At 69.5% G+C, this 14,597-nt stretch carries 8 protein-coding genes; 1 reads left to right on the top strand and 7 read right to left on the bottom strand.

Going from position 1 to position 14,597, the window contains the following annotated elements; genetic code table 11:
• The 4 genes from C8054_RS11575 to C8054_RS11560 form a co-directional block, all read right to left on the bottom strand.
• Window positions 1-687 carry a DUF6308 family protein gene (locus tag C8054_RS11575; protein ID WP_107156773.1) on the bottom strand — a complete coding sequence of 229 codons (687 nt, stop codon included), beginning with the start codon at window positions 685-687 and terminating at the stop codon, window positions 1-3.
• A 146-nt stretch (window positions 688-833) separates the two neighbouring features.
• Window positions 834-3,383, bottom strand: a complete 2,550-nt coding sequence (locus C8054_RS11570; RefSeq protein WP_158273845.1) for an AAA domain-containing protein — start codon at window positions 3,381-3,383, stop codon at window positions 834-836.
• 589 nt (window positions 3,384-3,972) lie between these two features.
• Complete coding sequence (locus tag C8054_RS11565) at window positions 3,973-6,132, bottom strand: UvrD-helicase domain-containing protein (protein WP_107156771.1); 2,160 nt, start codon at window positions 6,130-6,132, stop codon at window positions 3,973-3,975.
• Window positions 6,133-6,160: 28 nt separating this feature from the next.
• Complete coding sequence (locus C8054_RS11560) at window positions 6,161-8,695, bottom strand: DUF262 domain-containing protein (RefSeq protein ID WP_107156770.1); 2,535 nt, start codon at window positions 8,693-8,695, stop codon at window positions 6,161-6,163.
• A 262-nt stretch (window positions 8,696-8,957) separates the two neighbouring features.
• Here C8054_RS11560 and C8054_RS11555 point away from each other — a divergent pair, with 262 nt between their 5' ends.
• Window positions 8,958-9,158 carry an AlpA family transcriptional regulator gene (locus C8054_RS11555; RefSeq protein WP_199199697.1) on the top strand — a complete coding sequence of 67 codons (201 nt, stop codon included), beginning with the start codon at window positions 8,958-8,960 and terminating at the stop codon, window positions 9,156-9,158.
• 31 nt (window positions 9,159-9,189) lie between these two features.
• Here C8054_RS11555 and C8054_RS11550 read toward each other — a convergent pair whose 3' ends face one another.
• Genes C8054_RS11550 through C8054_RS11540 form a run of 3 tightly spaced genes read right to left on the bottom strand, consistent with a single transcriptional unit; the run spans window position 9,190 to window position 14,530 of the window.
• Complete coding sequence (locus C8054_RS11550; RefSeq protein ID WP_107156769.1) at window positions 9,190-10,767, bottom strand: serine/threonine-protein kinase; 1,578 nt, start codon at window positions 10,765-10,767, stop codon at window positions 9,190-9,192.
• A gap of 45 nt (window positions 10,768-10,812) precedes the next feature.
• Window positions 10,813-11,598: a hypothetical protein gene (locus C8054_RS11545; protein WP_107156768.1), complete on the bottom strand. Its 786-nt coding sequence runs from the start codon at window positions 11,596-11,598 to the stop codon at window positions 10,813-10,815.
• Window positions 11,599-11,623: 25 nt separating this feature from the next.
• The gene (locus tag C8054_RS11540; protein ID WP_233219593.1) at window positions 11,624-14,530 is read right to left on the bottom strand and encodes a type I restriction endonuclease; all 2,907 of its coding nucleotides are present in this window, start codon (window positions 14,528-14,530) and stop codon (window positions 11,624-11,626) included.
• Window positions 14,531-14,597 lie beyond the last annotated feature (67 nt).

Genomic DNA, 14,597 nt, shown 5'->3' with positions numbered 1-14,597 from the left:
TCACACCACGGGAACGGGTAGCCGCAGGCCGGGACAGTCGCTGGAAAGGTGGGCGTGCCGATGCCGCATCCAGAACACCACGTCGAGCACCCGCAACCGGCTGACCGCAGCCGGTAGCTCGGCCTCCCGGTGCAGGGCGTCGAGTTGCCGCACCAAAGCGCCGCCGTCCTCGCGGAGCATGTCGTGCAGCCATGCCCAGAAGCCCTTCCGCGTGCCGTAGGCGCAGGCCACCACGCGGTCGTAGACCGGCACGAGCCGCGGGCGTTTGCGGGCGAGCAACTTGCCGGCGATGACCCAGTCGATGTTGGGCGTGTCGCGGAGCCGGCGCCACGCGGTGTCGGCGGCACCGCCGTCGACGACGTACGCGAGCGCGTCGTCCTCCCCCAACTCGACGTCGGTCGGGATCGTGGCCAGTGTCGCGGACACCTCCCGACCGAGTTGGCCCTGGAGCAGGTCGAGCCGTTGTCGGTGGCGGATGGTCACGCGGAGCAGTTCCACCGCGATCAGGTCCTCGGCGGTGACGGTGTCCGCGACCTCCGGGCGGGACCCACCGCCGCCCAGCGTGTCGAACCGGCCGCCCGTGTAGGCCGCGTCGGCGACGCCGTGGAAGTAGCTCCGGAGATCGCCGATCGATTTCGGGGCGGCCAGCACGGCCAGGATCTCGGCGAGGGTGAGGGGTTGGCGCATGGGTCTCCTTCGAGGTCAGGGCCGCGTCGCCTTTCACGTCGCTCCGGGGATGATCGAGTCAGCCAACCAGACGTCCGAAGTGGATCGACGTCTCGATCGGGAACGCGACTCCTCCGGCTTGGATGCGGGACGGGTTCGGGACCTGCTCACTCCCAACGGCTCAGCTGTGGGTCCCGCTCGTGCCGAAATCGGCTCCGGCCACGTCGGCTGCCCGGCCGGTCGCAGGAGTAACAGCCGTACCCGACGGTCGGTAGGCCACGCCTGCCCACCTCGAAACGGACGAGGGCACGAGAGCAGCGGCCACAGTCGTCGCCGAGTTGACCGCTTCCCGGCGCGTTGTCCGGCCGGCGCCTCTGGGCCCGGCGGACCGCGTCGGCGAAGGCCGCGTTCCGGGTTCGCAGCACCACGCCGGGCTCGGGCCCGAGCAGCGAGCCGGTAGCCGTCCACACCACGTCATCGATGACGGCGCTGGACTCCAGGATCGGAGTGCAGGGGCGGATGTTGATGCCCCGGCGTTTGGCCTCCATGGCCTCGGCCGACAGATGTCCGTCCGGGTCCGGTTCCACCCATACCGTCACCGGCTCGGTGTCGACATCCTGCTCGGCGATCAGCTTCAAGGACGGGATCAACGACCGCAGCCCGACCAGCGATGCCCGAGGCAGCCGGATCTCGACCGATCCGGCACCGGAAAGGTCCTCGCGCATCAGGTCGGTGACGTCGCCGGTCACCCGCCGCGTCATCGAGCCGTGGCTGAGCGCCTCCTCCCAGGGGGCCACGCGTCCCCGCGCGAGCAGGGTTGTGAAGAAGCGCCCTACCGCGTCCAGGGTGGCGCGATGTCGGTGAAGCTGGTCCAGGGCCGCGACCACCACGAGGTGGTCGCGAGCACGACTGGCTGCCACATTGAGCAGCCGGGCACCGTCACCGCCGGGTCCGCCCTCGGTGAACCAGCGGTGCAGCGGGCGCACGCCGAGTCCGGTGTCGACTGTGTCGTACACGACGATGTCCCGCTCACCACCCTGGAACCGGTGCACGGTCGACGCGGCCCAGTCCGTCGACTCCGCGTCCGGCAGAAGCGACTCCAGCAGCCGGGCTTGTGCGGCGAATGGCGAGATGACACCGAGGCTGGACGCGTCACCGGTCGCCGAGGCGAGGAGGCCGGCAGTGAGCTGGGCGTGCATCAGGTTGTACCGGGAGGACATGCCCTGCTTCCGTGCGGTCCAGGCGCCGAGCCGTGAGGTGTCGAGCACGACAAGTTCGCGATCTGCCCACCTCGCGCTGCTCCTCCGCGGCCGGGTGGCGACTGCCTCGGCCGTGACGAGCGGGCTCTCCGGATAGAACGCCTCGCTGACGACATGGTTGATGTCTCGACGCATGCGGTACTGCTCGGTGAGCGCGGCAAGCCGACCCGGGAGTCGCTCCCCGCCCACGACGCGGTCCACGGCGGCCTTTTCAAACGGGCTGCGGGTGAGCCAGTCACGTGCAGCCGGACTGTCGGCGACAACGACCGGAGGCAGTTGTCGGAAGTCGCCTGCGATGATCGTGTGGCCGCTGCCCGCGCCAGCCACCAGCATCGCGAGCGCGGACGTGGTCATGCTCGCCTCGTCGAGAACCACGACGTCGAAGGTGAGCTCCCGCAGGGTCTTGAGCGCCACCTGGTGTGACGTGGCGGCGACGACCTCCGCCTCCCGGCAGACCTGCCGACGGACGTAGTGCAGCGACATATCGAGTTCTCGGATTCGCGCGCTGGCTTCGGCCAGTTCACGCTCCAGATCGAGCCGCAGGTCCTGTTCCCCGTCGGTGAGGCTGGCATGCCGCCGCTCCAGGTGTCTGAGCCGCTCCCGAAGGTCCCGCGACCGCTGAGCCTCGCGAACCCGCAGTTGAGCGAGCACCTCACCGCGCTTGGCGGCGATCTCGTCGATGAGGACATGGCCCTCGCTCCGCGCGATGAGAGCGGGGTCCGCGGGCTGTCCGAGCCGGACCAGGCCGCCTCCGGCAAGCTCGGGTATCTCTTTCAACACGGCGTTCACGGCGACGTCGACGGCGGCGTTCGTGGGGGCGGTCAGGAGTACCCGCAGACCGCGTACGCACAGCTCCGCGACGAGCGTGCCGAGGGTGGTGGTCTTGCCCGTTCCGGGCGGGCCCCAGAGCCAGGTGACACCGGGCGTGAGCGCGAGGCCCACGGCGTACCGCTGTCCTTGGTTGAGGTGCTCGGCCCGCACCACCGGCAACTCATCCGGCGCGGCTTCCGCACCGGCGGTCATGAGGGCCGCAGCGGCGGCGGCGTTGAAGCCCGGCCCACCCTCGACGAGTTCCCGCAGCCGTTTGCTCTGCGTGGAGAGCAGCCAGGAGAGGTCGCAACGGAGGACGGCTTCATCCGCTATTGCGGCACCGGGCGGCACCGACAGTGTCACCACGTTGCCGAACACCGACACCACCTCGACGTCGATGGGCGTTCCACTGATCACCAGGGTGGCCTGCGCGCCGTCGGACATGCCGAGGTCACCCTCGGCCTCGAACCGCACCAACTTCCGGGAGGTTGTCTCCGCGACCACCACACCACCGCTGACACGTATGTCCAGCAGGGTCCGCCGGTCGGTGACGGCGCGAAGCTCCTCCTGCAGCGCCTTGGCGGCTTGCTCGGCGATCCGCGGCCACGCGCCGGGCACCGGGCCACTGGGTGGGACCGGCTCGTCCATGGGGACGCCGATCGACGAGGCCAGTCGACGTACCTCCGCGGCGGCCCTCCGGGCGGCGGGCAGCTCAGGCGGACGGCGGGTCGACGAGATCGCCTCGCTCCCGCCCATCGGAGCGGCCCAGTCACGCGGCTGCCAGCAGTCACCGACCAAGTCGGCGAGACCATGTGTGACGCAGGCAAGGTAGAGCGAGGCGCTGTCCGCACGTACGCCCGCCCGCTGGAGCGCCGCGAGCAGCGCGTCCTGAGGCAGTGGCCCTCGGGAGAGCGCCTGCCGTACGGCCTTGACGAGCTTGCGTTCCGCTCCGGCTCCCACATCGCCCCCCGTGGTCCTCAGTTCTGGTGCGGCCCCACGTCGCGTTGCTGGCCGGCTACCGTGCGGATCAGGCTAGGAGCGGCAGCGTCGCAGGGGTCTGGCCCGAGCGGACAGACCGTCCACCTTGATCGCGAGACGGTGTCACCGGATCTTCGTCGACCTTGACCGTCCGGCCGATCAATGTCGGATCGCAGGTGGTCGCAGTGCCTGCTCGAATGTCGGCTCCGGTGGCGGGCGTCGCTGACGACGCGGTCCGAGTCGGATACTCGACTCGGCCTCACGCCACCGGGCGTTGGCTGTTCTGCGTCGAAAGGTACGGGCTGGGCGCGCCGCTCCACGACACGTGCAGGGCCTCGCGGGCGCGGGTTGCCGCGACGAAGAGCAGGCACCGCTCGCGGAGCAGGTCGTTGTCGTGCTGTATCCGGTCCACCTCCGCCGGCGTGACCTCCTTGACGAACGGGATCGCCTTCGCCGTTACCCCGACCAACGCCACGCAGCGAAACTCCAGCCCCTTCATGGCGTGCATGGTGGCCAGCCGTACCCCGTCGATGTCGGCGCCCGGCTGGTCCCGCACCCAGGCGGTGGAGATGCCGGCGGCGGTCAGGGCGTCGTGGACGTCGCGCAGCGTGGTGGTGAACCGGGCGCAGACCGCGATTTCGCCGAGTCCGACCCCCTGCGTCATCCACTCCCGCATCCGCTCGACCAGCGCCGTCACCTCGGCCTGCGGGGACGCGTACCCCTGGGTCTGGGGTTTACGGCCGTGCAGCAGGGACCGGTAGCCGGCGAGGCTGTCCTCGCCGTCACCGCCGAGTTCGTCGACCCGGGCGCCGATGAGCACCCGGGTGGCCCAGGTGAGGATCTCCTCGGTGCTGCGGTAGTTGACGCGGAGCCGGCTGCTGCGCCCGGCCACCGAGATGCCGAGCGAGCCCAGCGACACCCGTGAGTCGTAGATGCGTTGGTGCGGGTCGCCGGTGATGAAGAGGTCGTCCGGGCCGGGCGCCACGGCGGCGCGCGACACCCGCCACTGCGCCGGGTGCAGGTCCTGCGCCTCGTCGACGACGACGTGGGCGAAGCCGTGGTCGGCGAGGTCCCCGTCGGCGAGCAGGTCCGCGGCGCGGGCGCAGATCTGCAGGTACGTGGCGGAGCCGGCCGCGGACAGCTCGGCGTGGAACATCTCGACGGCGTCCCATAACCGGTCGCGTTGCCGCGCGCCCAGCACCGACCCCCGACCGCGTCGGCTGGCCGCCCGGTAGTCCTCCCGGCTGCGCACGTCGTGGGCGAGCACGACGTGCCGGTATTCCTGGGCGAGGAACTGCTCCGGCCACGGCAGTGTCAGTCGCCGGCACACCCGCCGCCAGACCTGCCGTTCGTCGACGTCACCGACGGGCGTCGGTACCCGGCCGGCGAGGGCGCGCACGGTGCGGTTGGCGAACGCGTTGACGGTGGTCACCTCCACCCGGGCGAGCTGCCCCTCGTCGTCGAGCAGCAGCGCCAGGTGCTCGCGCAGCGTCGCGGCCAGGGCATTGGTGTACGTGGTGAGCAGCACCCGGCCGTCGGCCGAGCGGGACAGCAGGTGCTTGACCCGGTGCAGCGCCGCCACCGTCTTCCCGGTCCCTGGACCACCGCTGACCTGGGCCGGGCCGGTGTAGGACGGCCGGTACGCGACGCGCCGCTGCGACGGGTGCAGGAACACCCGCCAGGCGGCGAACGGCTTGTCGAGGATCTCGGCCAGCTCGTCGGGTCGGGTGACCAGCGTGATGCGGTTGCTGGTGTTCGCGATCGCCATCGCCAGGCTCTCGCTCGGCTCCTTCGGCGCGTCGGCGGGCCGACGTTCGGCGACCAGATCCCGGTAGACCTCGTCCGGCGTGAAGCCCTCGGCGAGGTGTTGCAGCACCTCGTACTGGTCCTCGGGCAGCAGCGTGCCGAACGCCTCCAGCTGCGGCTTGTCGATGATGGTGCGTACGGCGCGCAGCACCTGGTCGTCGATGCCGAGGTGCCGCAGCGCCGTGTCGGAGTGCTTCGCGAACAGCAGGCTCGGCGCCTGCGCTGCCGCTTTCTCCAACGCCGGGGTGAGTTGCTCGATGGCCACCACGTTGCGGACCTCCAGCGCCCGGGTGGCCGTGTTGACGGTGTAGAGCAGCTTCGTCGCCCAGGTGTACGCGGCGTCGTGCGGCACGACCTTCAGGAGCAGGAACGTGTCACTGCCGTCGTCGGGTGCGAGCACGACGCCGCGCCAGAAGTCGGTGACGCGGATGGTCCGCATCCGCGGGTCGCGGGCGTTGTGCACCGACTCCAGGTGCAGGCCCTTGTCGGCGTACAGCTCGGCGATGGTGAGCTGCTGGAACTTCTGCATCGCCTTGCGTACGCCGGCCTTGATCGGCTTCTCCAGGACGTCGAAGCTCTGCCAGAAGGTGTTGGCGAAGGCGAGCTGGGGCACGGGTGGGCCTCTCGGGGGTGGTGGACGGTCAGTCGACGACCAATTCGTCCGTGGCGGGCACCTGCGCCTCGTCGTAGAACCAACGGAGGTGGTCGAGCAGCGCTTCGCGGGCATCGGCGTCGGCGAGGACCGCCAGCGGGAAGCCCGGCCGCAGGGTGAGCCTGGCGGCGGCGATCTGGACGCCCGGCAACTGGTTCAACCGCTGCCGCAGTTCCTCCCGCAGGGCCACCGCGTCGAACGGCGTACGGATGCTGAGGTGCTGGAAGACGACCTCGCACTTCCCGCTGGGATAGAGCGCCACCGGCCAGATGCTGCCGTACTCATGGTCCTTCCCCCGGGCCACCAGGAAGCAGGAGGTCTCGTCGCCGCTGCCGTAGCCCAGGATCCCGCCCATGGTGGTCCATTCGTCGAGCACGACGGCGACGGCCGTGGCGACCGTCGACCCCTGCGACGCGGTGAGCTGTTCCATGAACCGCGCGGCGCGGTCGACGACGCCGGTCGCGCGGGGTCGCGGCTCGGGCAGGTCGGGCGGCGTGACCCCGGCGAGCTGCGCCAGCTCCTCGACGGTGAGCCGCTGGGCGGGGTCGGCGCGGCCGTTCCTGTCGAACGTCACGCCCTCGCCGCGCAGCACGTCACGCGGGTCGTCGGTGCGGCCGGGCTCCAGCCACTTGAAGTTGCCCGCGACGATCCCACCCGCCTGGAGCACCCGGTGGGCGTTCAGGGTCGGGTGGTTGGCCAGCCGGTTACCCACCGGCTGCGGGGCCGTGCCGATCAGGGCGGCCAGGTCACCGTAGGTGGTCCACGTGCCGGTAGGCAGCTCGGCGAGGGCCTTTGCCAGCACGTCCCAGGGCACGTCGGACTGGTTGCCGCTCTCCTCGGTGGGACCGGGCCAGATGGTGACGATCCGGTCGGCGAGGGCGTCGGCCCGCGCCAGGATCTCCGAGCGACCCCACCGCTGCCGGTCGGCGATGTCCCGGCTCAACTGGACACCGCTCTTCGCCAGGGCGGTCCGCTTGACAGGGAACGGTTTGTTGCTCAGCTCCGAGTTGTAGCCGGTGAGGGTCAGGTTCCCCAGGGTGTGCACGAGCGCGTCGTGCGCCTCGTCGGGGGTCTCGTCGGTGTCGAGGTCAGCGGCGAGCATCTGCCGCCACTCGTCGCTGAGGGTCTGCGGCAGCACGTGCTCGATGGTCAGCTTCTCCAGCACCACCGGCTCCTTGCTGCCGTGGGACTCCTCCAGCCAGCGCAGCACCAGGTTGCGCTGGTTGGCCCGACCGTTGAGATAGAACGGGATGGTCCGCACCAGGGCACGCAGGCTCGAGTCGGCGGCCCAGTGCTTGCGGCCCGTCGACAGGTATCTGCGCACCGCCTCGTGGACCGGCAGGTCTCGGTCCATCTCGGTGACCACGGCGAGCAGGATCCGGTTGATGTTCATCGTGCTCCGGCCGATCAGCAGCCGCCGGACGAAGAAGCTCTCCAGGTACAGCATCGCGGCGGCGATCTGCTCGGAGGTCGCCGTGCCCCGGTCCCGCCGGTCGAGCAGGTGCAGCAGCACCGGATAGACGGTGGTGGTGCCCCACGCGCTGAGCCGCTCCAGCCGCTGCCGTACGGCCGGGTCGTGCTCCTCGGCGGGGTGCAGGATCACCCGCAGCAACGCGCCGAGCCGGCTGAACCGCTGCACCTCGGCTTCGACGTCCGCTTCCGTCCGCAGCTTCTCGAGGCGGGCCTGCTGGCTCGCATACGTGTCGGTCTGCTTGACCTTCGGGTCACGGTGGACCAGGTCGAGCCAGAAGAGCAGGACCAGCTCCGTCGGGGTGAACCGCTGCTGCAGCGGCAGCCAGAGCGACTCGTAGACGACCGGTCCCCGGTTGGGCAACCGCATGAAGATGTAGTTGCGCAGCAGGTCGGCCTGGGTGAGCGTCAGCCCGGTGTTGTTCAGCGACTCGAAGATCCGATAGACGTTGTCGCCCGGCTTGGCGGTGATCGCCACCAGCGCCAGACCGGTGATCACGGCGCTCTCGATCTGCTCGACGGCGATCGGCTCCTCGGCGGCACCGAGGGCATCGAGCGCCTTGACGAAGAACCGGTACGCCCGACCCACCGCGTTGTCCCCGCCGACCTGCGCCGTCGACTTCACGCAGGCCACGTACGCGTCCCGGTCGGCCTGGGTGGGAACCAGCTTGAGCCAGCGCTGCTCCTCGAACGGGTTGGTCAGGTACTGCTGGTCCAGCCGGAGCCGGTGTTTCTGGTCTTCGTGCTCGGCCCGGTGGTCGCGGATGGCGCAGAGCAAAATGGTCAGCGTGGTGAGCCGCTGCTGGCCGTCCACCACCAGGTATTCGGCGACGCCGACCGGACCCATGGCCGGGCTGGGCGCGAGCACCAGCGAGCCGATGAAGTGGGTGGCCTCCGGGTGGTCGGCCCGGTCCCTGGCGAGCTGGCACACGTCGTCCCAGATCCGCGCGAACTGAACCTCGGTCCACGAATAGGTCCGCTGGTAGAGCGGCACAAGGTATTGCCTCGTGCCCTCCAGCAGACGCTGCAACGTGGTTTCCTGCGCCGCGACCATCCCGCCACCGTCTCTTTCGGACCCGCCACTGAGCCGGCAAGACAACCAGATCGATTCGCTCGGGAGCAACCCCGACGAAAAGGTCGTCGGATAGTCGACAGCCAAGCAGGCGGCCCGACGTGGGGAGCCAGCGGTCGCGCTTACGCACGCCCATCCCACTTGCTGGAGTGAACAGATGAACAGCCTACACGCACCTAAGCATATGCGCAGTTCATGTGAACAGTAAGCAGATGTTCAGTTCGACTGTTTCTACCGTGACAGGGTGCGGAAGCTTCGGCTGGTGGCGAGCCAAGAGGTGCAGGACATGCTTGGTGTCTCTCGCACGCGTGCCTACCAGATCACCAACTCGAAGACGTTTCCCGATCCGGTGGCAGTGCTGTCCGTCGGCCGTATCTGGCTGACCGACGACGTGGAGCGGTGGATCCGTGACCACCGCCCCGACCTCCAGGACAGCTCCAAGTAAGCCCTCCAGCGCGACGGTGCGCCTCGGACGATCAGCTCCCGTCGTTCCCCAGCCGGTCCAGGTGGTTCAGCAGCGTCTCAATCTCGGCAGCCGGCGGGGATCCGGCGCCGTGGAGCGCGTTGACGTCACGCCGCAGTCCCTCCAGTTGGCGCCGGGCCTCCGGAACGTCACCCAGGCCGGCGACGAGCATCGCGATCTGCTGCCGTAGCGGAAAGAGTTCGGGTGAGTCCGCGGGCATCACCTGCTGCTCGTCGGCGAGCAGGGCACGCAGCTCTCTCAACGCCTCGGTCGCCTCGCCCAGCTCCGCCTGGCAGCTCGCCGCCTGTTGCCGGCACTGCCAGATCAGCTCTTCGTCCGGGACCGGACGCGCGGCGAGATCGACGATGAGCCGCTGGAACTCGGGCAGCGCTTGCCGGAACGCGCCGGACAGGACATACAGGTTCGCCAGGTTGAGCCGCAGCTCCAGGATTCGAGGCTGCTTGGCCCCGTGCCCTCTGCCAACCGGCCGCAACGCCGATTCGAGCAACTCAGCGGCTTGCGTGAATCGTTCCTCCTCGGCGAGCGCCCAGACGCGGTCCTCCACCTCGGCCAGTTCGTCGAGCGACGGCGGCTCGACGATCTCCGTCGCAGCTCGCGGCCGGGCGATGTCGACGCGGGTTGGCGGCAGTGGCGTCCTGGGTGGCAACGGCCCGAAGGGATAGCGGTACGGCATGGTCGGGTCGACGCGCTGCCCGTCCGCCACGGTCAGACCGATGTCGGCCGCTCTCTCGGTCGCGACCGCGCCGAACGGCGCCAGCAGCTCGTACACCTCGACGGCTGAATCCGGACGGTGCTGGGGGTCCTTGGCCAGCAACCGGACGAGGAGCTGCACCAGGACGTCCGGCACACCCGCCCGGTGGTTCGTGACGGAGGGGACCGGGTCGTTCAGGTGCCGGTGCAGCATTCCGAGCGGGTTGTCGGCCCGGTAGGGCGGCTGACCGGTGAGCAGCTCGAACAGCACGCAACCGAGCGCGTAGAGGTCGGCGCGCGGGCCGACGGCGCTGTTGAGCGCCTGTTCCGGGGCCATGTAGGTCGGCGTACCGAGCGTGTGCCCGGTGGCGGTCAGCCGGGGCACGTCCGGCCCGAGCAGGGCCGCCACGCCGAAGTCGAGCACCTTGACCGCGCCGGCGGGGGTGACCATCACGTTCTGCGGCTTCAGGTCACGGTGCACCAGCGAGGCAGCGTGCGCCACCGCCAGCACCGAGCAGATCTGCGTACCGATGGCGGCGGCCCAGGGCACCGCCAGCCAGCCGCGCTCGGCGATCAGGTCGGACAGGAGCACACCCGGTACGAGCTGCATGACGATGTAGAGATCGTCGCCGTGGTGGCCGACATCGTGCACGCTCGGCACGCCGGGGTGGTCCAGCCGCGCGGTCACTCTGGCCTCGCGGATGAACCGATCGATGGCGGTGTCCCGGTCGCCTTCCGGCACGGTCAGCTTGCGCAGGAACTTGATGGCGACCGGCCGGTCCAGCTTCTCGTCGAAGCCCGCCCACACCTCCCCCATGCCGCCGTGCCCGACCGGATACGTCAGCTCGTACCGGTCGGCTACCCGCTCCTGCGCCTGCATGCGTCTCCCCTCGGCGCCCCGTCAGTTGCTCTGCGGCTTGGCCGGCTAGTACCGCTCGCCGTAGATGTCGGCCAGTTCCCGGTACGCCTCGCGGACGGCCTCGCCGGCACTCGGATCGTGAGCCGCGTTCTCGGCGGCTACGGCGGCGAGTTCCAGCGCGTCACGAATCCGGGCCAGCTCCGCCTCGGTCTCACCCCAGAGGCCGGACACGCGTCGCCGCTGCTCGGTCAACGCCTGGGAGACGTGGCTGCTCGCGTCACCGGTCGTGGCAGGCTGCTGCTGGCGGCGCACCTGAGTACGCAGTTGCTGACGACGGCTCAGCACGTCGCTCGCCTCCCAGAGCACCTGCGCCAGGAGTTCGGCGCCTTCCGTGCTGTCGACGACTGGGCTCACCCCGGGCAGCGCGCGGCCGGCGCGTTCCGCCAGCTCGACCAGGTCGAGGAAGTCCTCCCGTTCCTCGCCGCCGGTCAGGGTGTGGTGCAGAGTCGGGAAGGCAGCCTGGTCGGGCGCCTCCACCTGGGGCGGCGGCTTCTTCGACATGATGCCGGCGAGCCCGAGGGCCAGCAGGAGCGCCACCAGGAACAGTACGACAAGCACGGGTGCGCCAGAGCCGCAGAGCACGGCGGAGACGAGCACGGCGACGGCGCAGAGCACGATGACGCCGGGAACCTTGGAGGACTCCGGGCCAGCAGGGACCGCTCGCAGGTCGGTGATGCTGCCCCACTCATGCCGTAGGGGCGACCTGGTCACCTTGAGCGGCGCGAGCGCGGTCATGACGCGCGCCTCGTCCACGGCGATCCAGAGGTGGAAGGCGGGTTCGGACGGGGACAACCGTCCTCCTCTCGGCGGTATTCAGTTAGGCGATGCCCTTGCGGCGGCGGATCATCTGGTACGCCTGTCGGCGCGCGAACTGGTTGAGTCGTGAGCGCAGGCTCTCGTCGTCGAGGTAGCGCTGCATCAGCTTGCCGTTGTCGTCGTGCCGGGACAGGATCACGTCCTCGATCCGCTTGTCGCAGACGACCCCGAAGTTGCTCTCGTCGTTGACCAGCGCGGCGGCTTCGAGAGTGCCGTCCTCGGCGAGGGCGACGATCTGCTGTTCGACCCAGACCTTGTCAGCCTCACCGAGCCCGATGCCGAACCGGTCGTTGAACGCGTCGATCAACTCGGAAAGCGCGACCTTCTCCGGGTCGTGCTGGGATCCGGCGCCGCCGCCGACGAAACCGGGCAGCATCTGCTCCCCCTCGGGCGACAACGAGGCGTCGTGCTCGCCGGTCTTGCTGACCCGCAGGTGGGTCAGCTGCACCTCGCCGATGTCGACGGACGGGTCCTGCCGGCGCGGCAGCCGGTTGAGCAGCGCCCGCCCGTACAGGTAGAGCCGTTCCAGGTCCTCGTCGTGGTAGGGCACCACCTGGCTGAGGAACGCGTACATCCGGGTGTAGTCGCGCAGCGCGGACCGGAAGCCGTCCGCGGCCTCCGGGTCCTCGGCGGCCAGGGCCTTGAAGCGCTGGACGGCCGGCTCGGTGAAGCGGTAGAGCGCGGCGTGGGCCCGCTGGAGGCCGGTCTCGGTGGTCGCCTTTCGTTCCGCCGCGAGCAGCGCTTCGGCGTACGCCTGCATCTCGGACTGGACCAGCACCGGGTAGGAGGTGACCGCGTTCTGCGCCGTGTAGAGCAGGTTCGGGTCGGTGGGGGTGGTCGCGGCGGTCTCGAAGTACGGCTTGAACTGCTCGGCGATGTCGCCGGCCTCGTTGACGAAGTCCAGGACGAACACGTCACCCTGGTTCTTCAGCGGGTGGGTGCGGTTGAGCCGGGACAGGGTCTGCACCGCGGCGACGTTCTTCAGCAGCTTGTCGACGTACATCGTGGTGAGCAGCGGCTGGTCGAAGCCGGTCTGATATTTCTCCGCGACGACCAGGATCTTGTACTCGGTGTCCTGCTTGGCCTTCGGCGTGCCGGCGTGCTTGTCGTCGGCCGCGGTGTAGGCGAACCGCGTCCGCAGTTCCTCCTCGCTGAAGCCGTTGATCCTGGCCTCGGTGTGCTCGACGCCGTCGACCTCCAGGTCTCCGGAGAACGCCACCAGGGAGTCGCAGCCCACGTAGCCCTGCATGTCGACGTACTTCCGAATGGCCGTGTGCAGGCGGACGGCGGCCTCACGGTAGCCGGTGACCACCATGGCCTTGGCGCGACCGCCGAGACGCGGCGCGGCGTGCCGGCGGAAGTGCTCGACGATGATCTCCGCCTTCTGGGCCTGCATCGTGGGGTGCAGGCTGGCGAAACGGGCGAGCTGGGAGCCGGCCTTCTTCGGGTCGACCTCCGGATCGTCGGGGTTGGCGTTTGCCAGCTTCCAGTACGACTTGTAGGTCAGGTAGTTGCGCAGCACGTCGAGGATGAAGCCCTCGTCGATGGCCTGCCGCATCGAGTAGGTGTGGAACGGCTGCGGGTTGCCGGTGACCGGGTGCGGCGTGCCGAACAGTTCGAGCGTCTTCGGCTTCGGGGTGGCGGTGAACGCGAAGTACGACAGCGTCTCGTGCCGACCCCGCGCCAGGGCCGACGCGGTGAGCAGGTCACCCGACTCGTCGACGTCGTCGCTGCCGAGCTTGAGCAGCACCTTCTTCAGCGCGGCGGCCGAGTCGCCGGACTGCGACGAGTGCGCCTCGTCGACGACGACCGCGAACCGCTTGCCCTTCAGGCCCTGCACCTGGTTGAGCACGTAGGGAAACTTCTGCATGGTGGTGATGACCACCTTGGCGGTCTCACCCTGGAGCGCGGCGGCGAGCTGGGCGGAGTCCTTGTCGATGCGTTGCACCACGCCGGGCACGTGCTCGAACTGGAAGACGGTGTCCTGCAACTGCCGGTCCAGCACCACCCGGTCGGTGATGATGATGACCTTGTCGAACACCGGCTCGTTGGGCCGCAGCCCTTCCTTCACGACGTCGGGCGCGGTGTGCAGGCTGGAGAGCCGGTGCGCCAGCCAGGCGATGGTGTTCGACTTGCCCGACCCGGCCGAGTGCATGACCAGGTAGTTGTGGCCCGACCCGTGGCGGGCGGCGTGGTCGGTGAGCTGGGTGACCGCGTGCCACTGGTGGTAGCGCGGAAAGATCAGCGCCTTGGATTCCTTGTCGTAGTGCAGGAACCGCCGGACCAGGTCGAGCCACGTATCGGGGTGCCAGATCTGCTCCCACAGGTAGGAGCTGCGGTAGCCCTTGTCGCCCGCCGGCGGGTTGCCGGCGCCCCCGGAGACACCCGGCCCGCTGGAGCCGGTGTTGAAGGGCAGGAACCGGGTCTTGTCCCCCGCCAGCTTCGTCGTGACGAAGACCAGGTCAGGATCAACGGCGAAGTGCACGAGAGTACGCCGAGCGAAGATCAGTTCCTTCGGGTCGCGCGTCTTGCGGTACTGCTCCTTGGCGTTCTCGACGGTCTGCCCGGTGAGCGGGTTCTTCAGCTCGGCGGTGGCGAGGGGGATGCCGTTGACGAAGAGGATCAGGTCGAGGGTGTTGTTGTTGCTGGTCGAGTAGGCGAGCTGACGGGTGACCGTGAGGCGGTTGGCGCGGTAGAGGCTGAGCGCGTCGTCGATGATGGAGTGCGCGGGCTTGAAGTAGGCGAGCCGGATCAAGACGCCCTTGTCCTTGACGCCCCGGCGGAGGACGTCAAGGGGTCCGCGTTCATCGATCTGCTTGGCGAGGTGCCGGGCGAACTGCCGCTGCGCCACGTCCGGGTCGTTTCCGTGATAGGCCAGCAGCCTCGCCCACTCGTCCGGCTGCGTCACCCCAATGAAGGCAAACACCTCGGCGATGTCGAGCCCGAGATGCGGATCGTAGTGCCCGGGGATGCCG

The sequence above is a fragment of the Micromonospora sp. RP3T genome, from assembly GCF_003027925.1.
Lineage (GTDB): Bacteria > Actinomycetota > Actinomycetes > Mycobacteriales > Micromonosporaceae > Micromonospora.
Note: the sequence above shows the minus strand (reverse complement) of the source record. Positions and strands in the feature narration are given on the sequence as shown.